General features: G+C 66.1%; 22 protein-coding genes and 1 tRNA gene. 10 read left to right on the top strand and 13 right to left on the bottom strand.

Annotated elements, in window-relative coordinates; all coding sequences use genetic code 11:
* Nucleotides 1–14: 14 nt before the first annotated feature.
* Nucleotides 15–335, bottom strand: a complete 321-nt coding sequence (locus ACVILH_RS13615; RefSeq protein ID WP_456713344.1) for a chaperone NapD — start codon at nucleotides 333–335, stop codon at nucleotides 15–17.
* Between the two features lie 17 nt (nucleotides 336–352).
* Nucleotides 353–538 (bottom strand): periplasmic nitrate reductase, NapE protein, encoded by a 186-nt coding sequence (napE, locus tag ACVILH_RS13620; protein ID WP_006614930.1) that lies wholly within the window; start codon nucleotides 536–538, stop codon nucleotides 353–355.
* 386 nt (nucleotides 539–924) lie between these two features.
* Here napE and ACVILH_RS13625 point away from each other — a divergent pair, with 386 nt between their 5' ends.
* The 6 genes from ACVILH_RS13625 to ACVILH_RS13650 all read left to right on the top strand — a co-directional run bounded on the left by ACVILH_RS13625 (nucleotide 925) and on the right by ACVILH_RS13650 (nucleotide 5,581).
* Complete coding sequence (locus ACVILH_RS13625) at nucleotides 925–1,881, top strand: aliphatic sulfonate ABC transporter substrate-binding protein (RefSeq protein WP_456713345.1); 957 nt, start codon at nucleotides 925–927, stop codon at nucleotides 1,879–1,881.
* A gap of 35 nt (nucleotides 1,882–1,916) precedes the next feature.
* Nucleotides 1,917–3,092, top strand: a complete 1,176-nt coding sequence (gene ssuD / locus ACVILH_RS13630; RefSeq protein ID WP_456713346.1) for an FMNH2-dependent alkanesulfonate monooxygenase — start codon at nucleotides 1,917–1,919, stop codon at nucleotides 3,090–3,092.
* Nucleotides 3,089–3,895 carry an aliphatic sulfonate ABC transporter permease SsuC gene (ssuC, locus tag ACVILH_RS13635; RefSeq protein WP_456713347.1) on the top strand — a complete coding sequence of 269 codons (807 nt, stop codon included), beginning with the start codon at nucleotides 3,089–3,091 and terminating at the stop codon, nucleotides 3,893–3,895. Before ssuD ends, ssuC begins: the two co-directional genes overlap by 4 nt.
* Before the next feature lie 9 nt (nucleotides 3,896–3,904).
* Nucleotides 3,905–4,765 carry an ATP-binding cassette domain-containing protein gene (locus tag ACVILH_RS13640; protein WP_456713348.1) on the top strand — a complete coding sequence of 287 codons (861 nt, stop codon included), beginning with the start codon at nucleotides 3,905–3,907 and terminating at the stop codon, nucleotides 4,763–4,765.
* A 14-nt stretch (nucleotides 4,766–4,779) separates the two neighbouring features.
* Entirely contained in the window at nucleotides 4,780–5,355 is a 576-nt protein-coding gene (locus ACVILH_RS13645) for a flavin reductase family protein (RefSeq protein ID WP_456713349.1), read from the top strand.
* Between the two features lie 70 nt (nucleotides 5,356–5,425).
* Complete coding sequence (locus tag ACVILH_RS13650) at nucleotides 5,426–5,581, top strand: hypothetical protein (RefSeq protein ID WP_456713350.1); 156 nt, start codon at nucleotides 5,426–5,428, stop codon at nucleotides 5,579–5,581.
* A 454-nt stretch (nucleotides 5,582–6,035) separates the two neighbouring features.
* Here the strand turns inward: ACVILH_RS13650 and flbD are convergent, their stop codons facing one another.
* The 8 genes from flbD to ACVILH_RS13690 all read right to left on the bottom strand — a co-directional run bounded on the left by flbD (nucleotide 6,036) and on the right by ACVILH_RS13690 (nucleotide 14,412).
* A complete protein-coding gene (flbD, locus tag ACVILH_RS13655; protein WP_456713351.1) occupies nucleotides 6,036–7,415 on the bottom strand; it encodes a sigma-54-dependent transcriptional regulator FlbD in 1,380 nt (459 codons plus the stop codon).
* A gap of 53 nt (nucleotides 7,416–7,468) precedes the next feature.
* Nucleotides 7,469–7,816, bottom strand: a complete 348-nt coding sequence (gene fliN, locus ACVILH_RS13660) for a flagellar motor switch protein FliN (RefSeq protein ID WP_434869518.1) — start codon at nucleotides 7,814–7,816, stop codon at nucleotides 7,469–7,471.
* A gap of 30 nt (nucleotides 7,817–7,846) precedes the next feature.
* Nucleotides 7,847–8,464 (bottom strand): FliH/SctL family protein, encoded by a 618-nt coding sequence (locus ACVILH_RS13665; RefSeq protein WP_456713352.1) that lies wholly within the window; start codon nucleotides 8,462–8,464, stop codon nucleotides 7,847–7,849.
* On the bottom strand, nucleotides 8,464–9,552 hold the full coding sequence (gene fliG, locus ACVILH_RS13670; protein ID WP_009028513.1) for a flagellar motor switch protein FliG: 1,089 nt from the start codon (nucleotides 9,550–9,552) through the stop codon (nucleotides 8,464–8,466). Before fliG ends, ACVILH_RS13665 begins: the two co-directional genes overlap by 1 nt.
* Nucleotides 9,553–9,597: 45 nt before the next feature.
* A complete protein-coding gene (gene fliF, locus ACVILH_RS13675) occupies nucleotides 9,598–11,199 on the bottom strand; it encodes a flagellar basal-body MS-ring/collar protein FliF (RefSeq protein ID WP_456713353.1) in 1,602 nt (533 codons plus the stop codon).
* Between the two features lie 336 nt (nucleotides 11,200–11,535).
* On the bottom strand, nucleotides 11,536–11,811 hold the full coding sequence (gene sciP / locus ACVILH_RS13680) for a CtrA inhibitor SciP (RefSeq protein ID WP_002714638.1): 276 nt from the start codon (nucleotides 11,809–11,811) through the stop codon (nucleotides 11,536–11,538).
* A 271-nt stretch (nucleotides 11,812–12,082) separates the two neighbouring features.
* Complete coding sequence (locus ACVILH_RS13685) at nucleotides 12,083–12,760, bottom strand: flagellar hook assembly protein FlgD (protein ID WP_456716971.1); 678 nt, start codon at nucleotides 12,758–12,760, stop codon at nucleotides 12,083–12,085.
* A gap of 32 nt (nucleotides 12,761–12,792) precedes the next feature.
* On the bottom strand, nucleotides 12,793–14,412 hold the full coding sequence (locus ACVILH_RS13690; RefSeq protein WP_456713354.1) for a flagellar hook-length control protein FliK: 1,620 nt from the start codon (nucleotides 14,410–14,412) through the stop codon (nucleotides 12,793–12,795).
* Between the two features lie 358 nt (nucleotides 14,413–14,770).
* Between ACVILH_RS13690 and mnmA the strand changes: the two genes are divergently transcribed.
* The 4 genes from mnmA to ACVILH_RS13710 all read left to right on the top strand — a co-directional run bounded on the left by mnmA (nucleotide 14,771) and on the right by ACVILH_RS13710 (nucleotide 17,343).
* The gene (mnmA, locus tag ACVILH_RS13695) at nucleotides 14,771–15,964 is read left to right on the top strand and encodes a tRNA 2-thiouridine(34) synthase MnmA (RefSeq protein ID WP_456713355.1); all 1,194 of its coding nucleotides are present in this window, start codon (nucleotides 14,771–14,773) and stop codon (nucleotides 15,962–15,964) included.
* Between the two features lie 27 nt (nucleotides 15,965–15,991).
* Nucleotides 15,992–16,627: a class I SAM-dependent methyltransferase gene (locus ACVILH_RS13700; RefSeq protein WP_456713356.1), complete on the top strand. Its 636-nt coding sequence runs from the start codon at nucleotides 15,992–15,994 to the stop codon at nucleotides 16,625–16,627.
* A 70-nt stretch (nucleotides 16,628–16,697) separates the two neighbouring features.
* Nucleotides 16,698–17,048: a hypothetical protein gene (locus tag ACVILH_RS13705; RefSeq protein ID WP_456713357.1), complete on the top strand. Its 351-nt coding sequence runs from the start codon at nucleotides 16,698–16,700 to the stop codon at nucleotides 17,046–17,048.
* Between the two features lie 218 nt (nucleotides 17,049–17,266).
* Nucleotides 17,267–17,343: transfer RNA gene (locus ACVILH_RS13710), tRNA-Met, on the top strand.
* 72 nt (nucleotides 17,344–17,415) lie between these two features.
* On the opposite strand, the gene ACVILH_RS13715 is transcribed toward ACVILH_RS13710, so the two are convergent.
* The 3 genes from ACVILH_RS13715 to ACVILH_RS13725 form a co-directional block, all read right to left on the bottom strand.
* On the bottom strand, nucleotides 17,416–17,982 hold the full coding sequence (locus tag ACVILH_RS13715; protein ID WP_456713358.1) for a DUF4399 domain-containing protein: 567 nt from the start codon (nucleotides 17,980–17,982) through the stop codon (nucleotides 17,416–17,418).
* Nucleotides 17,983–18,325: 343 nt separating this feature from the next.
* The gene (locus tag ACVILH_RS13720; RefSeq protein ID WP_456713359.1) at nucleotides 18,326–19,813 is read right to left on the bottom strand and encodes a formylglycine-generating enzyme family protein; all 1,488 of its coding nucleotides are present in this window, start codon (nucleotides 19,811–19,813) and stop codon (nucleotides 18,326–18,328) included.
* Nucleotides 19,814–19,847: 34 nt separating this feature from the next.
* Complete coding sequence (locus ACVILH_RS13725) at nucleotides 19,848–24,761, bottom strand: helicase (protein WP_456713360.1); 4,914 nt, start codon at nucleotides 24,759–24,761, stop codon at nucleotides 19,848–19,850.
* Nucleotides 24,762–25,501: the final 740 nt, after the last annotated feature.

The following is a 25,501-nucleotide window of genomic DNA, read 5'->3' on the forward strand; positions in this document are numbered from 1 at the left end:
ATGGTCTCGGTTGATTAGCCGGCGTCGATGGCGTGGAAGACGAGGCAGGCGGAATGCACGTTCGGCAGCAGCCCGATGCGGTTCATGGTGGCGCCGAGCGCGCCGGCGTCGGGCGCGTCAACGACGACGATCAGCTTGCCTTTGACGTCGCGGGCGTGGATCTCGCAGCCGTCGAGCGCGAGAATGTCGGCGGCGACGCGGTCGAGCTGATCCGGGCGGGTCTGCACGATGATGCTGGCGATCTCGCCGGCGGGCGGCGTCACGACGGGCTCGGCCGTCAGCACGCGGCCGGTGATCAGCGCGCGGCGGTCGAAAGAGGTGCGGTGAGAGAGCATGGGAGACGTCCTTCCGATCAGTGGGCGGCGGGCGGGCCGGGAGGGCCGGCCATCATCTGGTAGACCCACACCGCCAGCCCGTAGGAGCCCACCGTGGCAACGGCGAGCGCGGGCATCAGCACGGCGGTGAGGAACAGGAAGGCAAAAACTTCCATGCGTCTGCGACGCGCACGCGCGTTCGCATCGCTGCCAACGAGCGACATGAGAGAATTCTCTGCTATGGGTACGGGAGGGTTTGCGGCATCCGGGCCGCGCCTGATCTTATACTACAGGACGTGGGCGGAACCGGCGTTGACGTGGATCAAGGCGGGAACTGGGCGGCGTCGCCCCGCTGCGGATTGCGGGGATTCGAGCGGCACCGTCCTCGATCGTGGTTGATGGCTCGTGAAGATGCGTGATTGCGTCGCAGAGGCCTGAGAAATTCTCCCTGCTTTCGGCCGTCGGCTTGAAACAAACATCCCCTCACGTCGCGCGTGAGTAGGACCGGCATCGCTATTTTCCAGGGGTGCTCGACAGCCGTTTGGCGGGCCACCATCATCAGCTCTCGCATTGCATCAACGTGGATGCGCAGCCGTGATCGGAGAGGGCAATGAAGCGTCGTGATTTTCTGAAACTGTCCCTGGCATCGGCCGCGGTGATGAGCTGCGCGGCGCCGCTGCATGCCGAGGGCAAGCCGAAGGAGATCCGCATCGGCACCCAGAAGGGCGGCTTCTTCCCGGCTGTCAGGGCCCGCGGGACGATCGAGAACGCGTTCAAGGCCGACGGCATCAGCGTGGTCTGGGTCGACTTTCAGTTCGGTCCGCCGTTGCTCGAAGCCATCAATGTCGGCAGCGTCGATTTCGGCTATGTCGGCGATGCGCCGCCGATCTTCGCCCAGGCGGCCAATGCCAAGATCCGCTACGCCGCGGCCGTCAAGCAGAACGGCAACACGCAGGCGATCATCGTGCCGAAGGATTCGCCGATCAAGACGCTGGCCGATCTCAAGGGCAAGCGCATCGCCTTCGGCAAGGGCTCGAGTGCGCACAATCTGCTCGTCGCGGCGCTGGAAAAGGCCGGCATCGCCTGGAGCGACATCACGCCCGCGCCGCTTGCGCCGGCCGATGCGACCGCCGCCTTCGTCAAGGGCTCGGTCGACGCCTGGTCGATCTGGGATCCATATCTCGCGCTCGCCGAGATCAAGGAGAATGCGCGCGCCATCGTGTTCGACAAGGACGTGCACAAGCCGAACTCGTTCTACATCGTCGGCAGCGACTTCGTTGAGAAATATCCTGCCATCGTTGCCAAGCTGAATGCCGCCTTCGCTGCCGAGGGTATCTGGGCGAACACCCATCACGAGGAGGTCGCCAAGGCGCAGGCGGAAGCGACCGGGGTCGATCTCGAAGCGGTCAGGCGCTTCGTCGACCGCTCGGTCTACAGCGTCGTGCCGATCGACGACGAGATCATCAAGAGCCAGCAGGCGGTCGCCGATCGCTTCGCCCGCGTCGGGCTCATTCCGAAACAAGTCAACGTCGCTGACATCGTCTGGAAGTGGACGCCGTCCACCTGATCCGAGACCGCGACATCAGTTCGAAAGACAATGATATGAGTAACGCTTCGAAGCCCAACGTCCTCTGGTTCCTGCCGACCCACGGCGACGGCCGCTATCTCGGCACCTCCGAAGGCGGCCGCGAGGTCAACTTCAACTATCTCCGCCAGATCGCGCAGGCCGCCGATCAGCTCGGCTATTACGGCGTGCTGCTGCCGACGGGTCGCAGCTGTGAGGATTCGTGGATCGTCGCCTCGGCGGTGGCGCCGTTCACCGAGAAGCTGCGCTATCTCGTGGCGGTGCGTCCCGGCCTGCAATCGCCGAGCGTCGCCGCGCGCATGACCGCGACGCTCGATCGCGTCAGCAATGGCCGGCTGCTCATCAACGTCGTGACCGGCGGCGATCCCGTCGAGAACAAGGGCGACGGCATCTTCCTGTCGCATGAGGAGCGCTACGAGGTCACCCGCGAGTTCCTGACCGTCTACCACAAGCTGCTCGAAGGCGAGGCCGTCAACTTCGCCGGCAAGCACATCACGGTCGAGGACGGTCGCCTGCTGTTCCCGCCGGTGCAATCGCCGCGCCCGCCGCTGTTCTTCGGCGGCTCCTCGGATGCCGGAATCGATGTCGCGGTCGACACCGTCGAGAAGTATCTCACCTGGGGCGAGCCGCCGGCCGATGTCGCCGCCAAGGTCGCCAAAGTCAAGGCCGCCGCCGACAGTCGCGGCCGCAAGCTGTCCTTCGGCATTCGCCTGCATGTGATCGTGCGCGAGACCAATGCGGAGGCGTGGGCTGCGGCCGACGATCTCATCAAGCACGTCACCGATGAGACGATTGCCTCGGCGCAGAAGATTTTCGCGCGGATGGATTCGGTCGGCCAGCAGCGCATGTCGCAGCTGCATGGCGGCCGCCGTGACAAGCTCGAGATCAGCCCGAATCTGTGGGCCGGCGTAGGCCTCGTCCGCGGCGGTGCCGGCACGGCGCTGGTCGGCGATCCCGACACGGTGGCGGCGCGTATCCGCGAGTATCAGGACATCGGCATCGATACCTTCATCCTCTCCGGCTATCCGCATCTCGAGGAGGCCTATCGCTTCGCCGAGCTGGTCTTCCCCAAGCTCGGCCTGAACACGGTGGAGCAGGGCGGCAACGTGACCAAGCTCCGCGCCAATACGGGTCCGTTCGGCGAGACCATCGCCAATGAGCATCGTCCCCTGCAGCGGGCGTCGCAGTCATGAGCCTGATCGAAAGCCTTCCCAAAGTCCGCAAGCTGACCGTCCCCAGGGCGGATGGTCTGCTGCCGTGGCTCGTCCCGCTCGCGATCCTGCTGATCTGGCAGGCGGCCTCGGTCGCGGGCCTCGTTTCGCCGCGCGTGCTGCCGGCGCCGAGCGACGTCGCGCGCGCCGGCTGGAAGCTGTTGTGGTCGGGCGAGCTCGGCCGCAACATCTGGGTCAGCTTCTGGCGCGCCTCGATCGGCTTTCTGATCGGCGGCAGCATCGGCTTCGCCTTCGGCCTCGCCAACGGCCTGTCGCAGCTATCGTCGAAGCTTACCGACACCACTTTGCAGATGGTGCGCAACGTGCCCCATCTGGCGCTGATCCCGCTGGTCATCCTGTGGTTCGGGATTGATGAGAGCGCAAAGCTGTTTCTGGTCGCGCTCGGCGTGTTCTTCCCGGTCTATCTCAACACGCTGCACGGGATTCGCACGGTCGATCCGCAACTCATTGAAATGGGCCGCGTCTACGGCATGACGGACGGCGAGCTGTTTCGCCGTGTGATCTTCCCCGGCGCGCTGCCGTCGATCTTCGTCGGCCTGCGCTTCGCGCTCGGCATCATGTGGCTCACCCTGATTGTCGCCGAGACGATCGCGGCGTCCTCGGGGCTCGGCTACATGGCGATGCAGGCGCGCGAGTTCATGCAGATCGACGTCGTCGTGCTCTCCATCCTGATCTACGCCCTGCTGGGCAAGGTCGCCGACAGCGCCTCGCGGCTGCTGGAGCGGCTGACGCTGTCCTGGCATCCGGCGTTCAGCAAGCATTGAGGTTCTCTGATGCAGCAAGTGCTCCGACTTCCCGTGTCCAGCGCCCAGGCGATCGACGCTCCCGAGGTGATCGGGCATGCTGATGCTTTCCGCCCTGTGACGAAGCCCAGCGTGAGTCCTGCCAAACCCCAGACCCGTGGCCTGCCGCTCGTGATCCGCGATCTCCGCAAGGCGTTCGGCGACAACGAGGTGCTGCGCGGCATCGATCTGGAAATCCCGGCCGGCCAGTTCGTGGCCATCGTCGGCCAGAGCGGCTGCGGCAAAAGCACGCTGCTGCGCCTGATCGCAGGCTTGGACAAGCCGACGTCAGGCACGATCAGCTTCGGCGAGACGGCGGCGCGCGCGGAGGACGTCCGCGTGATGTTCCAGGAGCCGCGGCTGCTGCCCTGGGCGCGCGTGCTCGCCAATGTCGAGGTCGGTCTCGGCCGCGACCGCAAATCGGCCGGCGCGCATGAGCGCGCGCGGCAGGCGCTGGAGGAGGTCGGTCTCGCAGAGAAACGCGACCAATGGCCTGCCGTGTTGTCAGGTGGCCAGAAGCAGCGTGTCGCACTGGCGCGCGCGCTGGTGAGCGGGCCGCGGCTGCTGGCCTTCGACGAGCCGCTCGGCGCGCTCGATGCCCTGACGCGGATCGCGATGCAGCGGCTGCTGGAGCGGGTCTGGGCCGACCAAACCTTCACCGCAATCCTGGTCACCCATGACGTGGCGGAAGCCGTGGCTTTGGCCGACCGGGTGCTGGTGATCGAAAATGGGCGGATTGCCGAAGATATCACCGTCGATCTGCCGCGGCCGCGCCAGCGCGGGTCGGCCGAGCTTGCGGCGCTGGAAGGCTCGATCCTGGGCCAGTTGCTTGGACCGGGCGCGGCGGGGTAGGAAAGATCAACGCAATGAACTCTATCGTCCGCCACATGCCTGATGCCACGGCGCTTCCGCCGGATTTCCGCTCTGCGATGCGCCAACTGGTCGGCGGCGTCAGCGTCATCACGGTCGGACGTGGTGACGAGATCACCGGCATGACCGTGAGCTCGCTGTCATCGCTCGCGGTCGACCCGCCCTCGATCATCGTCAGCCTCAACCGCAACGCCTCGTCCTGGCCGATTCTGCAGCGGGAGCGCGTGTTCGGGGCCAATCTGCTGGCGGCGGACCAGATCGGCGTCGCCGAACGGTTTGCCGGTAAGGGCGGCTTGCGCGGCGCCGAGCGGTTCGCCGGGGCCGAATGGCGCAAGCAGGTCACCGGCGTGCCGCTCCTGGTCGGCGCGCTGGCGACGCTCGACTGCGAGGTCGAGGAGATCATCGAGCGGCATTCCCATGCCATCGTCATCGGCAAGGTGGTGCACGTCGCGGTCGCGCCGCAGTCCGCGGCCCTGGCGTATTGGCATGGCAGCTATGTCACCGTCGATCGCGACGACGATCTCAGCCGGCTCGCGGCGCTGAGCGTGCCGGATCCGCGGCTGACGCCTTAAGCCGCGAGCCGCGCTGGCGCCGCGGCGACGGACGCCGTAAAAGCCGCTGTCGGTCTCGGCAGCGGACATCATGAAACGGATCGGAACCTGGGCTCTCTACGCGATCGGCACGATTGCGATTGCGTACCTCGCGCTCTATGCCTATGCGGCGTTCACGCAGCGGACCTTCACGCCCGGTGATCCGATCCACATCTTCCGCAATCCGGAAGCGCCGAGCTATTCGTGAGGCGCGGGCTGGGCGGCGCCGCCGTTGCGCTGGCTCACGCACCCAGGGGTCGGTCGACTGCGTGCAATCCAGCAACTGCATCCAGTCGGACGTGAGAAATTGCACGCGGCAGCGGCGCCAGACGCGTGTCTGGGTCTTCCCGTCCGGCGAGATCTCGCTGTCGGACAGCGAGAGGTAAGGCGGCCGCCAGCGGTAGCGGCGCTCATTGTCCCAGCCGTCGCAGCCGCCCACCCCACAGGCGAGCGTTCGCGAGATCAGCTTGCCTCTGCTGGCGAAGCACCAGCTGCGTGCGCCCCATTCCTCCTGGGAGGAGGGCTTCACCAGCGGCGCGTGCGACGTCTGCTCCCAGCATCCGGCAAGCACGCCGCCTGTCTGCGCCACTGCCGTTGAAACGAAGAACGGCGCGCTCGTCATGAGCGCGCCGCCAAGAAGCAGCCGGAGAATGCCGGCCTGATTAAACAGCACTCGGCATGCGCGGCGTCTCGCCGGCGCCGGGCGGCGGGATCGGCACGCCGCCATCGGCATATTCGTTGAGCTTGTTGCGCAAGGTGCGGATCGAGATGCCCAGAATGTTGGCCGCATGAGTCCGGTTGCCCAGGCAGTGCTTCAGGGTTTCGAGGATCAGGTCGCGCTCGACGTCGGCGACGGTGCGGCCGACGAGGGCACGCGTGACCTGCTCGGCGGCCATCGTAGCATGCGCGACGGCCGGCTGGGTCTTGCCGATGTCGAGACGGGCGCCATCGGGAGTGAGGATCGCGTCAGGGCCGATCTCATCGCCCTGCGCCATCAGCACGGCGCGATGCATCGTGTTTTCGAGCTCGCGCACGTTGCCCGGCCAGCGGTTGGTGGTCAGGATGCGCTTGGCCTCCGCGGAGATCGGCCGCAGCGGCACCGCATTGGCCTCGGAATATTTGCGGGCGAAATGCTGGGCGAGCTCGAGGATGTCGGCCGGGCGCTCGCGCAGAGGCGGGATCTTCAGGTTCACGACGTTGAGCCGGAACAGCAGGTCCTCGCGGAACGTGCCCTCACGCACGGCGTCGGCCAGGTTGCGGTTCGAGGTCGCGATGATGCGGATGTCGACCGGGACGGGGCGGGTGCCGCCGACGCGGTCGATCACGCGCTCCTGAATGGCGCGCAAAAGCTTCGACTGCAGCCGCACGTCCATCTCGGAGATTTCGTCGAGCAGCAGCGTGCCGCCATTGGCCTCCTCGAACTTGCCGATGCGACGCGCGACCGCGCCGGTGAAGGCGCCCTTCTCGTGGCCGAACAGCTCGGATTCCAGCAGATGCTCGGGGATGGCGGCGCAGTTGATCGAGATGAACGGACGCTTGGCGCGGGCGGAGCGGGTGTGGACGTAGCGAGCCAGCACCTCCTTGCCGGTGCCGGATTCGCCGGTGATCATCACCGAGGCATCCGAGCCCGCGATCTGCTGTGCCAGCTTGATCACCCGGGCCATCGCGCCGTCGCGATAGACGAGGTCGCGGCTGTCATTGGCGACGGCGGCGAGCACGGCGGCGATCAGCTCGGGATCCGGCGGCAGCGGAATGTATTCCTTGGCGCCGGCATGGATGGCGGCGACCGCGGCGCGGGCGTCGCTGGTGATGCCGCAGGCGACGATCGGCACATGGATGTGCTCGGCATCGAGCCGCATCACAAGATCGCGGATGTCGAGCGCGACGTCGACCAGCAAGAGGTCGGCACCCTTGCCGCCGCGCAGCACGCGCATCGCCTGCTCGTTGTCCTCGGCGTGGGTGACGGTCGCGCCATTCTCCATGGCGATCTTGGTGGCCGCGGTGAGCTGCCCTTTCAACGTTCCGACGATGAGAAGCCGCATGGTGGTCTCCTATCCGGCCGCGCCGCTCTCGATCAGCGCGCCGATCCTATCTGTCAGTTGCGGTCGGACTTGATGATTTCGGTCATCGTCACGCCGAGCTTGTCCTCGACCAGCACCACCTCGCCGCGGGCGACGAGCCGGTTGTTGACGTAGATGTCGATGGCCTCGCCGACCTTGCGGTCGAGCTCCAGCACCGTGCCGGGTCCGAGCTTCAAGAGCTCGCCGACATCCATCTTGGAGCGCCCGAGCACGGCCGAGACCTGGACCGGCACGTCGAACACGGCCTCCAGATCGGCGGCGATGCGCGCGGCGTGCTCTTCCTCATTGTAACCGACGTCGCCGGTGATCGGCGGAGCGTCGGCCGAATTGAGGTCGGGAAGCGGGATCTCGTTATCGCTCATGACTTAAACTCCCTCGGCCATTGCCACGGCCTAGCTCTTCTTGGACGCCATGTAGCGTCCCACCAGTTCGTTGATCTTGGCGTCGATCGCCGCGCGCTCCAGCACGACGCCGCCATCGGCCCATTCGATGCGGCAGTCGCCGGTCGCGATCTCCGGCTCGGCGAGGATGACGAGGCGCCCCTCGAAGCCGCTCTGCCGGGCGAGCTTCTCGATCTTCTCGCGCGCCTGCTCATACAGCGCATCGTTGATGCGCAGCACGAGGTGCGGCGTGGCCACGAGATGCGCGAAGCAGTCGTGCACCAGGCCGGTGATCTCGCCGAGCGGCTCGGCCTCGATCAGCGCGGCGCAAAGCTTGCGGGCGACGGCGACGGCAACCTCGACGGCCTCCGTCTCCATCCGCTGCTCAATGCCCGCATAGCGCGCGGCGATGCCCTGGAGATGGATGTTGATCTGCTCCAGCGCGGCAGCGACGCGACGGTCGGCCTCGACCTTGGCCTCGCGCTGCGCCGCTTCGTAGCCATTGCGGTAGGCGGCGGCTTCGGCGGCTGCGACCTTCTGTGCGATCTCGGCGGCCGAGACGCCGCGCTCCCGCGTCTTCTCGGGAGCGGCGAAGTCGGTATCGAACAGGAACTTCGCGGGCTGAGCCATCAATACACCAGTTCGTCGTCAGCGCGGTTCTTGCTGAGCATGATCTCGCCCTTGGCGGCGAGGTCCTTGGCGAGGTTGACCAGCAGGGCCTGCGCCTCGTCGACGTCGCGCAGGCGCACCGGTCCCATCGCGGCCATGTCGTCCTGCAGCATCTTGGCGGCGCGGGAGGACATGTTGCCGAAGAAGAAGTTGCGCACTTCCTCGTTCGCGCTCTTGAGGGCCACGCCGAGCTTGTCCTTGTCGACATTGCGCAGCAGCGTCTGGGCGGAGGCGGAGTCGAGCTTGATCAGGTCGTCGAAGGTGAACATCAGCGCCTTGATGCGCTCGGCGGATTCGCGGTTCTCTTCTTCGAGCGAGGTGATGAAGCGGGTCTCGGTCTGGCGGTCGAAATTGTTGAAGATCTCGGCCATGACCTCATGGGCGTCGCGGCGGCGGGTCTGCGACAGGTTCGACATGAACTCGGTGCGCAGGGTCTGCTCGACCCGCTCGATGACCTCCTTCTGCACCGCTTCCATGCGCAGCATGCGGCCGATCACGTCGAGCGCCATGTCCTCGGGCAGGATCGCCAGAACACGCGCGGCATGCTCGGGCTTCAGCTTCGACAGCACCACCGCGATGGTCTGCGGATATTCGTTCTTGAGGTAGTTCGCCAGCACCTCCTCCTGGACGTTGGAGAGCTTCTCCCACATGTTGCGGCCGGCGGGGCCGCGGATCTCGTCCATGATGCCGGAGACGCGCTCCGACGGCAGGTATTGCTGCAGCAGACGCTCGGTGGCGTCGAAATTGCCCATCAGCGCGCCCGAGGCCGACATCCGCGAGACGAATTCGAGCATCAGGTCCTCGACGACATCGGCTTCGACCGTGCCGAGCGTCGACATTGCGAGGGACAATTCGCGCACCTCGTCGTCGTCGAGCTGCTGCCAGATCTTGCCGCCATATTGCTCGCCGAGGGCCAGCATCATCACGGCGGCTCGCTTCGGGCCGCTCAGCGGCTCGGTCTTCTCGCGCTGCGCCTGGCGGCTCGCCAGCGTCGCGATGACGGTGGAGATGTCGGCGGTGTTGGCGTTCTGGGTCTGCGGAAGCGACATGGCGATTGACGTTCGATTCAGTTGCGACGGGTCAGATAAAGCGGATCATTGCTGCTGCGGCTCGGCGAGCCACTGGCGGATGATGGAGGCGGCTTCGCCCGGGTTGCGGTCCGCGAGCTCGCCGACCCGGTGGACCGACTGGGCGTGGACCTGGCCCTGCACCTGGGCGACGTCGATCATGGTGGCGGTCTGCTGGGCGTGGGCGACCTGCGCCTGGGTCTCGTCGGTGATCGCCGGCACGCCGCCGGTCAGGGCTGCGATTTCCTCGGTGGCGATGATCTTCTTCACCAGCGGCCGGACCACCATGAACACCACCACGATCCCGAGCAGCATCATCACCGCGAGCTCGATGACGTACATCACGTCATCCTTGGTGAAGTGCAGCATGCCGAGGAAGCCGGTGGGCTCGCTGATCTGCGGAACGACGGGACCGTCGGCGAATTTGAGGTTGACCACCTCGACCTGGTCGCCGCGCTTCTGGTCGAAGCCGATGGCGGAGCGGACCAGGGCCGCGATGCGGTCGAGCTCGTCCTTGCTGCGCTCCTTGTAAACCAGCTCGCCCTTCTCATTCTTGGAGTAGGCGCCGTCGACGAGCACCGCGACCGAGATGCGATTGACCCGTCCGGCCTCGGTGACCTCGGTCTTGGTGGTCCGGGAGATCTCGTAATTGTTGGTCTCCTCGGTCTTCTTGCTCTGGTCCTTGGGCTGCTGCGGCGGCTGGTTCTGCTGGTTGCCGGGCAGCTCGTTGTTGACCGTAACCTGACCGTTGCTCTCCGACGTCGCCGACTGCTCTTCGCGGGTCTGGCTGGAGCGGAGCACCCTTCCTTCCGGATCGTAGCGGTCGGAGGTCTGGGTGATGCGGTTGAAGTCGAAGTCCGCCGAGAGTTGGACCCGGGCGCGGCCTGATCCGACCACCGAGGACACGATGTCCTCGACCTGCTTGCGCATCCGCTTCTCGAAGGCATTGCGGCGCTCGTCGCCGACCTGCTGGTCGATGTCGGTCTGCGTGCCGTCGGCGAGCAACTGTCCGGCCTCGTCGACGATCGACACCCGCTGTGGCTTCAGGCCGTTGACGGCGGAGGCGACGAGGTGGCGGATGGCGCGGATCTGGTTGGCCTCGAGGGCGCCGCGCACGCGCACGACGATCGAAGCCGACGGCTCCGGGGTCTCGCGCGAGAACAGCGGCCGCTCGGGGAGGACGAGATGGACGCGCGCGGCCTGGACGCGGTCGATGGCGCGGATGGTGCGGGCGAGCTCGCCCTCCAGCGCGCGCAGATGATTGATGTTCTGGACGAAGCTCGTGGTGCCCAGCGCGTCCGACTTGTCGAAGATCTCGTAGCCGACGCCGCCGCCCTTGGGCAGGCCGCCCTCGGCGAGCTTCATGCGCAGCCGGGTCACCTTGTCCTTCGGGACCAGGATGACGCTGCCTTCATTGCGGATCTCGAACTGGATGCCCTGCCGCTCCAGATCCTTGATGATGCTGGAGGAGTCGTCCATGCTCAGGTCGGTGAACAGGGTGGTCATCTGCGGCGCCGTCACGCGCATGATGACGAAGCCGAAGAAGCCGACCAATGCAGCCGTAACCGCCACCATGGCGGTGAGCCGCGCGGCGCCCAAACCCTTCAGGAAGTCCAAGAGACCTTGCAAGCAACTGCCCCATAGTTCGGCATTCGACGGGTGGCTGCTGAAGGGTGTGATTTGAGCTTCGCGGGCCTTTACGGCCGGTTGCAGAGATCGCGAAATTCAATCCTTAAACCTTCACCGACACCCGCATTCCAGGTGATGATCCGAGGTCAGCCTCTGCGCCCGCAGTCCGGGAGTGTCGCGGAGGTTGAATCGAACCACTGGGCAATATTTGCCTATGGGAAGGTTTCGATATGGTTAACGATGGTTAAAGGGTCCTAACAAAGTGTAGACATACAAAAAATCGGCTTGGCGGGGCCAAGCCGATTTTCGAAGAATCCCGGTCGCGTCGTTAACGCTTTATTGGCGATATTGCTGAATTCGGGTGGTGCGCAGCCCGGCGAGACCATGCTGGTCGATCGAGAACTGCCACGACAGGAATTCGTCGACGGTCAGGGTGTAGCGGCTGCACGCCTCTTCGAGGGACAATAATCCGCCGCGGACCGCAGCGACGACTTCGGCCTTGCGGCGAATAACCCACCTCTTGGTGCCTGGCGCAGGCAAATCCGCGATGGTGAGCGGGCTGCCGTCAGGCCCGATGACGTATTTCACCCTCGGGCGATGGGGTTCTGTCATGGCGTACTCACAAACTCTTAACCACTGAACTCACGGTAAGACCCTACGCCGCCTCGCTTAAAATTTGCCTAAGCAAAGGGCGGGAATCCGGCGCTTGGAGCCAACGCCGCCGCTCCCGGCGGCGAAAAGCCCCGAGAGCGAGATCGTGGTAAATGATGGGTTAAGAGTTTCCGGCGGTTACGCCGGTGTCTCGCCGTGCTGGCCGAGCTTGATGATCAAGCTCGGCAGCGCGCGTATCCGTCGTCTTAAGATCGGGGCAGGGCGTTAAGGCTTAGTTAACGATCCGCTGGATCTGGTTGACCGTGTAGGTCTGGCCTCCGATCGACAGCATCGGCGGCTGCTGGGTCAGGTCGACCGATGACACGGTGCCCTGGACCTGGGTCGAGACCGCCACGGGATTGCCTGAGCTGTCCTTGGCGGTGATCTGGAGCTTGTACTGGCCATCAGGCCATTGCGTGCCGTCGCTGCCCTGGCCGTTCCAGACATAGGGCTGGTTGTCGCCGGCCGTGCCGTTATAGGTGCCGCTGAAGACGGTCTGGCCGACGCTGTTGGTGATCGTCGCCGTCATCGTGCAGTCCTTGGGAATGCTGACGTTCCAGTTCGCCTTGCCGCTGGCGAGCGCCGTGGTCGAGCCGTTGACGACCGCGGTCTTGCCGACGAAGGCGAGCGCCTGCGTCGCCTGCGTGGTCTGCTGCATCGTCAGCAGCGAGGCCAGCTGGTCATTGGTCTTGAGCTGTTGCTCGACGCCGGCGAACTGCACCAGCTGCTGGGTGAACTGGTTGGTGTCCAGCGGGTCGAGCGGGTTCTGGTTCTGCAGCTGCGTCGTCAGCAGCGTCAGGAACGTCTGGAAATTGCCGGCGATGGTCGACCCCGCGGAGGTCCCCATGCTGCCGTTGTTGGACGTGTTGGTGGTCTTGGTCGTTCCCGAGACTGCCGGGCTTGCCGTGATTGCGTCGCCGCTATGGCCATGGAAGCCTCCTGTTAAACCCTGATATCGACACCGCCCTGCGCGCCGAACATCCGTCCATAGGACCGTCCGGCGAGCTGGACCGGGACGTTTTCGTCCTCGGTCACGATCAGGCGTTGTGAGTTGCCGTTCTGCTGGTAGTCGCCGCCGTTCTGGCCTGACGAGTTCTGGTCGCGCAGCGAGAATTGCATCCCGCCGCTGTTGCTCTTGAGACCGGCGTCCTGCAGCGCCTGCTGCAATTGCGGCGCGGTCTGCTGCAGCATCGCCAGGGTCTCCGGCTTCTCGACCCGGAGATGCGAGGTCACCTGACCATTGCGGTCGACATCGATGCGGACGTCGATGCGGCCGAGCTCGGCCGGATCCAGCCTGATCTCGAAGCGGCTCTTGCCGTTGAGCGCGGAGGCCGCGATCTCGACGGCGAGGCCGTGCAGCGGCACGCTCGCTGTCGTCGCGGCGGTGGCGGTGAGATTGGCCGAGGTGATTTGGTTGGTCTGGGCGGCCGGAGTCGAGAGCTGTGGCTGGAGCGCGGCCGCAGCCTGCGCCGAGGGATCGGGCACCGGCACATTGGTCTGCCCGTTGGCCTGCGCAGCGCCGCGCTCATGCCCCGACGGGACCGGGGCGGTGTTGCCCTTCGCCGCCTCGAGCTCGGTGCCATCAGGCTTGACGGCAGCCTGTTGCGTGAGACCGGCGGCTTGCGTCTGCGGATGGGGGCCCTGAGCCGTGCCGTTGCCCTGATCGGCGCTCTTGCCGATCTCGCTTGTCGTAAAACCGGTCTTCGCCTGAGCCGCGGCCTTGCCCGTCGGCTTGCCGCCCGGCGTGGTCGATGCGAGCGCGGCCGTGAAGGTTTGATCGGATGTGGATGTCGTATCGGTCGCAGCCGTCGTCGTCGCGTCCGCGGCGGCGCTGGCGGCGTCGGCTTCGCCTGTCGTCTTGGCGGCGCCGGCCGTCTTGGCCGCCGCGGCCACCAGGCCGGCATTGGCGTCGACCGAGCCATTCAGGAGCTGACCGGCGGCCCCGGCCGCTGCGGTCGGGCTCGTCACCGGGGAGGCGCCACCGCCGTCGGTCGCGACCGGGCCGGTGGCGGCGGCCGCGGGCGAGACGTCGGTTGGAATGGCTACGGCCACCGGTGCCGGCACGGTGGCCTGATCGGTGCTGACAGCCTGCACTGCCGTCGCCGCATCGGCATTGGCCTTGTCGCCGTCCTTCTTGTCGGAGGTCTTTCCGTCGGTGCTGTCCGTCGTGTCAGACGTGCTCTTGGCCGATTTGTCAGTCGTGGCGTCCGACGCAGCATTCGATCCGGCCTTGTCGGCGCGTGCCGGGCCATCATCGGCCTTATCCTGCACCTTGTCGGACGACTTGTCGGAGGACTTGTCGGAGGACTTGTCGGAGGACTTGGCCTGGCTGGTGCGGTCCGTGTCACCGGCGCGGCTGGTGTCGCGGCTCGGCGCGGCGTTGCTGGCGCGGGACGCAGGGGTGGGGGACGGCAGCGACGAGGTCGACGGCTCCGGCGGGGTCGCGGCATCGACCAGCGCCGAGAAGCTGTCGGACGGCTGCGCGGCCTCCTGGCGGGACGGTTTCGGCGCCGTGGTTTTGAGAGCCGGGCCGGCCTGGATGTCTGACGTGACGCTGAACACCTTGGAACCTCTCGCGATGAAACTCGACGTGCCAGTTCAGCAAGGAGCGGGCCAAGCTTGCTCGCGCGAAAAATGTAAATAAGATCAATGGTTTATTCGAGAGGCAGGGAAGGGGCGCCGGCGCTGCATCCCCGCCATTTCTGCCCGGCCGGCAAGATTTGCCGCGGCGGTCCGCGGCCAGCGCGATTGCTTCGCAGGAAGTGCGCCTATATTAAAGACAGATGCGTCTCGTGTTGTTTCCGACCGGGAGACCGTGTCCGGACATCGCTGGAAGCAAGCCATCCGCAAAGACGGCACATGCGCGGTGTTCCCGTGCCGGGGACCCGCAGCCTGATGCCGCGATCGCAGTGACCTGACCATGCTCAACAGTCTCGATCTCGAAGGCCGTCCCGAGGACACCAGGGTCGTCGTCGCCATGTCCGGCGGCGTGGACTCGTCGGTCACGGCTGCGCTGTTGAAGTCGGAAGGCTACGACGTCGTCGGCATCACCCTGCAGCTCTACGATCATGGCGCGGCGACGCATCGCAAGGGCGCCTGCTGCGCCGGCCAGGACATCCACGACGCGCGCAACGTCGCCGAGCGGCTCGGCATTCCGCATTACGTGCTGGACTACGAGGATCGCTTTCGCGAGTCGGTGATCGACAATTTCGCCGCGAGCTATGCCTCGGGCGAGACGCCGGTGCCGTGCATCGAGTGCAACCGCGCCATCAAGTTCGGCGATCTCCTGAAGACCGCGCGCGAGCTCGGCGCCTCGGTGCTGGCGACCGGCCATTACGTGGCCTCGCGCCGGCTCGCGAACGGATCGCGCGCGCTGGTCTGCGCTGCGGATTCCGATCGCGACCAGAGCTATTTCCTGTTCGCGACGACCCGCGAGCAGCTCGATTACTTGCGCTTTCCGCTTGGCGACATGACCAAGCCGGAGGTGCGCGAGCTTGCGCGCCGCTTCGGGCTCGAGGTCGCCGACAAGCACGATAGCCAGGACATCTGCTTCGTCCCGACCGGCCGCTACACCGACATCATCGGCAAGCTGCGTCCGAACGCGATGGAGCCCGGCGAGATCGTCGATCTCAATGGCCGCGTGCTCGGCACGCATCAGGGCATCGCCAACTACACGATCGGTCAGCGCAAGGGCCTCGGCATTGCCGCGGGGGCGCCGCTCTACGTGATCAAGCTCGAGGTCGCGACGCGCCGTGTCGTCGTCGGTCCGCGGGAGGCGCTGCGGACGCATCGCATCACCTTGCGCGAGGTCAACTGGATCGGCGACGGCGCGCTGGACTCGGCCGTGCGCGACGGCCTCGAGCTGTTCGTGCGCGTGCGCTCGACCCGTCCGCCGCAGCCGGCCTGGCTGCGCGGCGCCGACGGGAGTTACGAGGTCGAGCTCGCCGGTGGCGAGGAGGGCGTCTCGCCGGGGCAGGCCTGCGTGTTCTACGACGCAGCCGTGGGCCGCGCGCGCGTGCTCGGCGGTGGCTTCATCCAGAGCGCGGTGGCCGAGAGCAGCGCGAAAGCCGGCCTCCTCAGGCCGCAGCGCGTGGCCGAGCCGGTTCGCGGCTGATCAGCACACATCATTCAGGGCAGGGGCATGGGGGACATCGACCGCGCGGGGGTCGAAAAGGCCTACGAGCGTTGGGCGCCGATCTATGATCTGGTGTTCGGCAAGGTCTTCGATCACGGGCGCCAATCGACCATCGCGGAAGCCGATCGCATCGGCGGGCGCATTCTCGACGTCGGCGTCGGCACTGGGCTGTCGCTGTCGGACTATGCCCGGACCACCAAGATCTGCGGCGTCGACATTTCCGAGCCGATGCTGCGGCGGGCGCAGGCGCGCGTCCGCGAGCTGAAGCTGTTCAATGTCGAGACGCTCGCGGTGATGGACGCGAAGCATCTCGCCTTTCCCAATGATTTCTTCGACGCCGTCGTCGCGCAATACGTCATCACCGCGGTGCCCGATCCCGAAGCGACGCTGGATGATTTCGTCCGCGTGTTGAAGCCGGGTGGCGAGCTGATCCTGGTCAACCACATCGGCGCCGAGAGCGGTCCGCGCCGCCTCTTCGAGCTCGGCTTCGCGCCGATCGCGCGCCGGCTCGGCTGGCGGCCGGAGTTCCCGTGGGCGCGGCTGGTGAATTGGGCCGCCAAGCATGGCGGCGTTACCTTGGCTGAACGCCGGCCGATGCCGCCGCTCGGTCACTTCTCGCTGATCCGCTATCGCAAGAGCTGAGCCCGCGGCGTTGGCTCGCTGCATGGGCCGTCGGCTCGGAACGCGAAGGCGGGGTTCGCGTTGCTCCGCCATGAGCATCAGACAGTCATTGTTCCTCGCCGTCGTGCTGGCATCGGCCACCACTCTGGCTCATGCCCAGGCCCCGCCGACGCCGGCCACGCCGCCGCAGGCGACTGCACCGGCGCCCGACGCCAATGCCGCCTGCGCGCCGAATGTGCGGGCGACGCCGACGCCGGACGGCATCACCACCGGCCGCGCCGGCGAGCCGCTGGGCGACAAGCTCGCCAAGACCAATGGCGTGCTGTGCCCGCCGAGCGGCGTGGATCCCGAGATGCATGCGCCGACCCCCGACGCGGGCACGACGCCAGTGATCCCGCCGCCCGGCAGCCCCGGTGGCAATCCAAACGTGCAGCCGAAGTAAGGCCCCGAAAGCCCCGCGACGCCATTGCCTTGGCCATCGGCTGTGCGCGCGCTTGCGAACGATCCAAAGGATTGAGGAACAGGGATAAAGTCGCCGGCACGAAAACCGTGACAGCCCGCGAGGTTTGCTTGACAGGGCACGGAACGGCTCCTTATATGCCGCCCGTTCGCAAGGTTCGCCGCGCTCACTGACCGGCCTCACCCTTGATCGAATGCCGTGGCGGGGTAGCTCAGCTGGTTAGAGCACGGGAATCATAATCCTGGGGTCGGGGGTTCGAGTCCCTCCCCCGCTACCATCTTTCCCTGCACTCCTTTCTGCAAAGCGCAATCGTCTGTCGATCCCGGCTCACGGCCGGGCGATCCGGCGATCACTTGGGACCCGCGAACAGGCTCTTGAGAAAATCGGCAGCGCCCGCCGATTTTGACGGGTCGGGCGGCGGCGCTTCTGCGGTCGGGGTTTCGGCAGGGCGCGCCATGCGAGTCTTCGATCGTCCATGAGCCTGCGCGACGTGCCGGCTGCGGCGCTGCGAGCCGCCCTCAACGGTGATCGTGATCTTCTTCGACATCAGCGGCGGATCGAAGTTGAAGTGCATGCCGTCGCCCATGACGAGCTGCAGCGTGTGCTTGCCCGGAGGCAGCTCGATGAGAGCCTCGGTCTCGCCCCCGCCGTAATGAAGATGCTTCTTGTCCTGCGGAATCGGCTCACCGGGGCTGATGCGCTCGTCATTGTCGATCAGGAGATGATGGTGGCCGGTGTTGGAGAAGCTGTCGCCTGCATGGGTCACGCCCATGTTGCGCAGCCCGAAGCGGCACCAGAACGGGCTCTTCACGGTGTCGCCATCGGTCGGAGAAATGAAGTAGACGTAGGCGTCCTTCGGCGCGCTCCTGCTCTGCGCCCACGCGTGAAGCGGGACGAGCGTCAGCGTCGCGGCCACGATGGCCAGTAAGACGCTCGCAACCGATGCATGATGGAATCCTCGCCAAAACGTCAGATCGGATCGCGGCGCCGATCGCGCCGATGTCTTGCTTCCCACAACACTCTACTCACAAACTTCTACAAATAAGGCACCTTGCGGCCGGTCCATGAATGGAACCAAGCGCGGCGAAATTGAGGTTCCGATCAGGCTTCCCCGACGATTCCCGATAAGAATTAGACTAAAGAGGAGCGCAGAACGTGCTTCCTGCTGATTCAAGGTAGCAGGTCGCTCCGCGCTGACGGAAATTTCGCCCGGCTGAGGACGACGCCCACCGGCATTGGCCCCAAGCGGGCGTTAGGTCTCACAGCGAAAGCGCGACGCGAAAGCCGTGGGTGGGGTATCTGATCCGCCCGTCATAGCGATCGCGGCTTCCGCTGCGGGCATAGCTCGCGTCCTTCTTCCACGAGCCCGAGCGAATGACGTGGACGTAGCTCTGCTCCTCAAGCCATGCCGAGCCATCGGACGGCGCTCCTTGATAGGTCTTGTGCCAGCTGTCGGCGACCCATTGGTCGACGCCGCCGCCCATGTCGAACAGGCCGAATGGATTGGCCTGGAAGGATCCGACCTTCATCAGTTGCGGCGCCGCGCCGCTCTCGTTGCATCCGTTGCAATTGGCCATTCCGGCGCGCATCTGGTCGCCCCACCAGAACTTCGTGGCCGCCCCCGCGCGCGCCGCATATTCCCATTCGGCTTCGCTCGGAAGGCGGAACGGCTTGCCGACCGTCCGCGAGAGCCAGGCCAGATAGGCCGCGGCGTCCTCGTAGCTCACATTGGTGACGGGGTTGTCGTCCGGGCCGCTCGTGACGTCGGCGCAGGCCTTGTCGGCGACGCATTCCTTCCATTCGCCGATCGTGACCGGGTACTTGCCGAGCGCAAACGGCTTGATCGTGACGCGGTGGACCGGAAGCTCGGAGCTCTCGGTGCCGCCCATCGCAAAGCTTCCGCCGGGGATCATCACGACATCAGGCAAGCGGATGTTCGCCTGCCGATCCTGGGCAGAGGGCGAAGCCGGCGCAGACGGCGCGGCCTCCGCAGCGAGCGTCGCGGCTGGGACCTGTGTGACCGGCGGAGTGTCGGTCGGAGCATCGGATGCCGGCGAGTCCTGCGACATGGCCGGGGGCGCAGCCGCGGTCGAGACGGCCTGCACGCTCGCAGCGCGCGAGGCAGGTTCGATGGGGGCGGAGTCCGACGACGAGCTGGATGCTTCGGCCGTTTGCGGCGGCGTCGAGGTTGACGCGACCGGCGCGCGCAGGAGCAGGAGAGAGCTGCCGACGGCTGCGAGCAACAAGGCGCCGAGGCCAGCCGCAACAGCGGTTCTGAGCAGCGGGCTGCGCTCCGCGGTTGCGGCAGCCTCACGAAGCCGTGCGGCCAGCTTCAACTGTCCGTGCACCTGCCAGATGTCAGCCTGGCTGCGCGCCTCGTTCGGCGTGTAGTGAGCGGTCGAGACGCCGGGGATGCTGCAGACGACCTGTCGCGCTTCACCTCGGCTGGGCGCAGTCGCCTCGACGTCGGCGCGGTCGCAGCGTTCGGCGAGCGATTGCTGGAGAGCGCCGCACATCATCAGCAGCAGTCCGCGGTCGGACCTGGTTCGGCGCTCCTGGATATCGGGACACGAAATCTGTGCCGCAAGATCATGAAAGCTCGGCGCGCGCAATGCGCTCAGCGCGACCTGCACGACGCGACCGCATCGGTCGCAAGGCACGGGATAAGCCATCGCAGCCTGCGGACGCTCCTGCCCATCGCGGGCAGAGGCCTGCAACGGCGCGAGGGTGTCGAGCCCTATCATCATGCGCGGGCTACCAAGCGCCGGCAGCGCCTCCAGCTCATTGTCCCCAGGCGCTGAACGCGTCCTTGAATGCGCGATCACCCTCCGCTCCCTTCTCGATCGCCAGCACGGCGCGGCTGCCCCCGTTGTACACGATCGGGATATCGATCCATTCCTTGCCCTTGAGGAGCAGGACGTTTCGCTTGGTGTCGACCTCGCTGGCCGACAGTGCAATCATGAAGAATTCCGGCGTGACCTTGGCCGTCAGAGTGGCCAAGGCAGCACCGCGGCCCGCTTCCTTGGCCTTCATGCTGACGCCCTTCAAGGTCTCGACTCCCGCGTGAGCGGGATCGTCGGGCAGGTTGAACTTGACCTCCAGGATGTGGCTTGCCGGCATGTCGCTTTCGACGTTTCGTCGGAGGGACAGCGTCGCCTTCATCCGCTTGTCGATCTCGACATCGCCCTTGAGCGAGGCAGGCACGCTGCCGGCGGCCGGCTCGACGCGCCAGGTCACCTTGCCAAGATAGCGCTTGCCGAGCGGATCCTGCGCATCCTCCTGGTACAGCACCGCTTGCGATTGAGCCGGCTCGACCGGACCGCTGGCCGCAGCCCGGCCGTCCGGCGTCAGTCGCTCGGCCGTGACCTTGCGCGGCTCGGTGCTGTCCGGCAACGCGGCCGCAGGCGAGGCGACGTTCCAGAACGCTCCAAGCTGGTTCGCGACCGAGCGCCAGGAGGTCGTGATCCCACCGGATGCTTGTCGCCAGTAGATCGAGCCGCCAACCATCGTCAGGGCGATGACGGCTGCCGCCGCGACGGCGCGCCGGCGGAGAGAGCGGCGCGGCTGCGCGCTCGCCTGATCAGCTAGCGGGCGATGCAGCAGATGATGAGTGACGGTGGAGCTGCGCAGCCGGGGCGCCCGAACGCGCGTGGCGATCGTCTCTGGTGGTGGCGTCTCGGTTGTCGCAACGGCCGGTGCGACAGCATCGTTGAATGTTGACGTGGTTTCGACGATCGCCAACGGCGCCGGCGCGGGCAAGTCATACGCAACGATCGGCTCCTCTGCGGTCGAGAGGCGACGTGCCGATCGGCGCGATGCTCGCGCCTCGCTGTCTGCTTCGTCGGGATCTGTCCGGCTGAGCAGCCAGTCGGGCGCCGGACCTTCCATCGGCAATGGCGCTTCGGCGTGCCTGTCCTGGCGGGCTAGCGAAAGGCCTTCAGCGACCGTGGCGATCTCGTCTTCCAGCGAGGAGGCTGGGCGTGTTGCTGCCGATGCCGGCACGTCTTCCGCCGCGTGTGCCGGCGCCGTGGAGAGATGGACTCCAGCCGCCAGCGCTTGCATCGGCGCAAATGCCGGTGACGGAGTGGCCATCGAAGCTGCAAGCGGGGCGACGCGGCGGGCGTGCTCGCGAAGCCGGATCACCCGGTTCGGGAACAGACGTTGGAGCAGCTCACAGAGTGCCGCCTTCGGCGGCATGAGGTGGCGCATGGAGATCGGTGCGCCATCGAGGCCGTCCGCTGCGCCGACCATCTCATCCGCAACATGATCTTCTGCGACGGCGAGAACCTTGCGTCCTCTGAGGAGGACGGTGAGCTCGCGCAAGTCGGACTGAGAGGCGTCGTCGACGACGACGAGATCGAACGCACCCAGCCGCGCGGGAAGGTGCTCGGCGACGCGCCAAGCCGGCATCAGGTGGCAGGGAATGCCGTCATGGCAAGCTTCGAGGGTCTCGCGCGCCATTTGGCGCAGGCGGGAGGCGCTGGGACCGGAGCAGGTTGTTGCCAACTTGCGCAGTGTCGTCAGGAACAGGTTGAACGCCTGTCGCACGGCGCTCCCAGTATTCTGCGCAAGGTCGAGCTGCATCCGCGCGACCACGACCTGCTCGAACAGCTCACGCAGCCGCGCCTCCAATGCCGAGCGCTGATCCGATAGATCCTGCAGGCGCTGATGCTGACCGAGAGCTTCGGTCTGTCGCATCAACACGGCCCAGTTCCAGGCCATGGTCCAATCTTCGACCAGCACCGGATCGCCGCTGTCATGGCGGGCGGGCTCGGTTCTGATGCGCCTCGCGAGCGCTCCCGCTCCGGCCTCGGTTGCCGCGGCACAAACCTCCTGAATGAGCTCGATATCCTGGCGCCGCTCATGCAGCCTGCGCAGCATGGCGACCATCGCGGTCCAGCGCGTCTCGATGTCATGGGCGTCGACGTCGTCACGACCAATCTGAGACAGCACCTCGGCCTGAGCGCGCGCAGTGATCGTACCACAGCCGTCAAACAGCTTGCTGAGCCTGGCGAGCTCCGCGCGCTGCTGCACCAAACGGGTCGCGCCGCTCCTGATCACCGATGCAAGCGAGCCGAGCCTTGGTCCGTCAGCCAGCAATCGATCGATCTCGCCCTCGGGCATCGAGAGCTTCGCCGCTGCCGTCAGCACATTCCGCTTCGCCAGCGCCGCCTTCACGATCGCGGTCTCGACTTGCCTGACGACGCGCTCGTAGTCGTGGACTGCGTTCGACGAATCCTGCTGCGGCAACGGCGCGCCGATCTCGGCCGCCAGCGACCGCCAGCGGACGTCGAGCGAGTGCAGGTGACGCCGCCAGGTGAGATAGTCGCGAACATGGGCCCAATCGGCCGCGCCCTTTGGCGGGAATCCCGAGACCCTGATCGCCTCCAATGCCTGCTTCAGCGCGCGCCCGGCCAGCGACAGCGTCGCGAACGCCCGTTGCCCGGACGACAGCCGTTCGACAGCCGCCACCAGCGCATCATTGGTGAACGCGTCGGCAGGCGTCTCAACCGGCCTCACCAGGAAGTCGCCGCGCCGGGCCAACAGCGCTGAGGCGTCGCGGGCAAAATCAACCAGGATGCCGCCGCTTGCGGGCATCTCATCGTTTGGCGCGCCAATCGGCGACAGCGCTGCAAGCCATGGCTCGCCGGCGACGATCCGATGCGCGTCCGCCCAGGCGTCGAGGTCGCCGGCGAGCCGGTCCGCGCCCTCAACGTCGATCGCCGCGATGATCTCATGCGCCAGCCGCTGGTCACCCTTGTCCGCGGCCATCCGCGTCGTGATCGGCTGCAGATCATGATGCAGACGCGCCATCGTCGCGGCGTCCGGCAGGCTGCCGACGTCGGGCAGGTGATCATCGACGTAAGCGAGATCATCGCCGAGCCGCAGCCTGGCCTGTCGCGCCTGCTCGATGGCCGCAACAAGGAGGTCGGTCTCGCTCACAAATCGCAGCGGCCGATCGGTGAACCACGCATGGGCGTCGCGGTCGGAAGCGAGCTCCGCCAACTCCTCGAACGACGGAGCGCCGTCGTCGGACCGCAACGCCGTGCGGCTGGCGATGTCAGCGACCTCCTCATCGAGCCGGCTGATGGCATGGCTGGTCGCAATGATACTCTGCTCGAGCGCATTGACCTGTTCCGCCCGGTCACGCAGGCTCGTGGCGTCGACGATCGACTGCAGCCGGCCAATCACGCTCTCGGCGTGCTTCAGCACGTCCTTGTCCGATCCCGTCAGATCGAGCGTGAGATCACGAACGGCACCAGGCAGCTTCTCGGCGAGCAGCGAGAGCGTCAGATCATTGCGAGAGACGATCAGGACGCGCAGGCCGAGCGCGAGATGGTGGCAGACCACGTTGGCGATCGCGGACCGCCGGTCGGGGCCGGAGGCGCCCCGCACGATCACCCCGTTCGACCGCTGAAGCTGGCGCACGATCTCCATCTGGTCGGAGTTCGTCGGGAGCGGAAAGAACAGGTCGCCGCGATCGGTCGGCACTTGCGCATCCGGGACGATGTCGATCGGATCGCCAATGACGCCGGACAGCCGTCGGCGCCGGCTGTCGATCGTATCGTGATCGGGCGCGCCGAGCAGAAGATGGCCCATGCCCGCGAGACAGCACTCTGCGGGCGACGTGTATTCCATCGCTCGCGTCAGGCGCTCAAGGTCCTGCCGCAGCAATGCCTCCGAGCGCGGCCGCGCAAAGATCACCCAGCGATCCGACACCACCAGCTGCCCGCTCTCGTCGGGCAGCAGCAGCGCCGAGTCCGGCGATGTCGGGCAGTAGATGCCTTGCGGATCGAGCTGAGCGCCGATGGCACTGAGGATCGGCTCGAAGCTGGCCGGGGTGAACGGCGAGAGCTCGCCGCCGCGCTCCAGCATCTGTCCCGCCGTGTGGGCCGCCGCCTTTGCAGCCGGTGTGAGCGGCTCGAAAGCCTTCAGATTGGCGGTCGCGCCGGCGAGGCGCGGTCTTATGCGGATGTCCGCATCGGCGCCACGGAGAAACTCAATCGTGACCAGCCGTTCGAGCAGCGGCAGGTCCAGCTCATGTCCGTTGCGACGCCATCGTGATACGCCCAGACCCCACACGATCTCGCAACCACGATGGTGGTCTCCGGATCCCGCGGCGTGAGCCATCTCGCGGAGCTTCTGATAGGCCGCGATGGTGCGGCGACGCGGGCGCTCGATCGCGGCCCACGCCGCCCACGGACCGCCGAGATAATGGTCCAGGCGTTCGACCACGTCGGTCCGCTGCTCCAGGTGCAGCCGCACGTTCCAGAGCCCGTCACGTCCAGACGCCGGAGAGCAGAGGTCCGTGCGCGCGTGTCCGTCGGCAACCATCCGCTCCTTCTCTGCCTCCGACACAGTGACCGTGACACGCTGCCGGACCAACGGACGCCGGTCCGGATCGGAGGATACCTCGATCCATTTCGCCAGATCGCTCTCGACAGCAGGCGGATCAGATGGAAGCAGGTGTTCGATCGAGAGCCATACCGGCCCGTCCGCATCGAACGTATTGAAGGTGATGCCGGGCAGCTTCTCCAGCTCATGCTGGTGGACGACATGGCGCCGTCGATCCCCAAGCTCATGGTCTGACAGACGCTCTATTGTCGCCGCGTCATCGGCGATCGTCTCCAGGAGTTGACCAAGCAGGTCCTGCAATGGCTCGGTCGTTGCCTCCGTCCGATGGATGGCGTTCATGACTCTCCTCCAATCATGGCCGCAGTGACGCGCGCGATCGGTTCATTCTCGGTCGTCCTGTTACCGGCTCATCCGGCTCTGCAGCGAACCCCACCCGCCGCCATCTGCGAAGGCGGTCTGACGGCTGCAGTCGAGATGCGGTCGGTTGATGTCGTCGGTCCAAGCTCTGGCACGAATACTGTTCGCAAGCGGGACAGCCGACACTCACTCGCCAGCAATAGGTGAAGGCAATGCGGCGTAATGATGGGGAGGATATTAGTGAGAGGCCTGATTAGGACGACGGACCAACTGATTTACAATCATTCAAAGAAGTCGCGCGAGCGACGACCGATTGAGTTTTAGAATCTCTTTAAACGATCGGCTTTCTACTCCGAGCGCGCTGCCTTGATTGTCAGTTGAAGGTATTCATTTCCGCGTCATGACAGAGGTCCTCAGCCGCCATGCGTCATGTCGCCGCAATCCGGACTGTGCCAGCAGCGGCTTTTCTTCACTGGATTCAAGAGCTGCTTGAAGATTGCGCCATTGCCTCACCGCAATCTCTGTCGAAGTGCGGCAATCGATCTGGAAGTGTGGCGTCACCAAACAAGACGCGACGCGAGCGCGCAAATGCAACCAGACGGAGTGCTCATCGGGCGTTCGCGCGCGGTGCATCTCGCGTTGGGCAATTCATAGAGAACTGAATTACTTAGCTCGGCGCAAAGGATCTAATTACGAGCCGCCGGCCGAGGCGCCGCCTTGCT

The organism is Bradyrhizobium sp. USDA 4353, assembly GCF_054063215.1.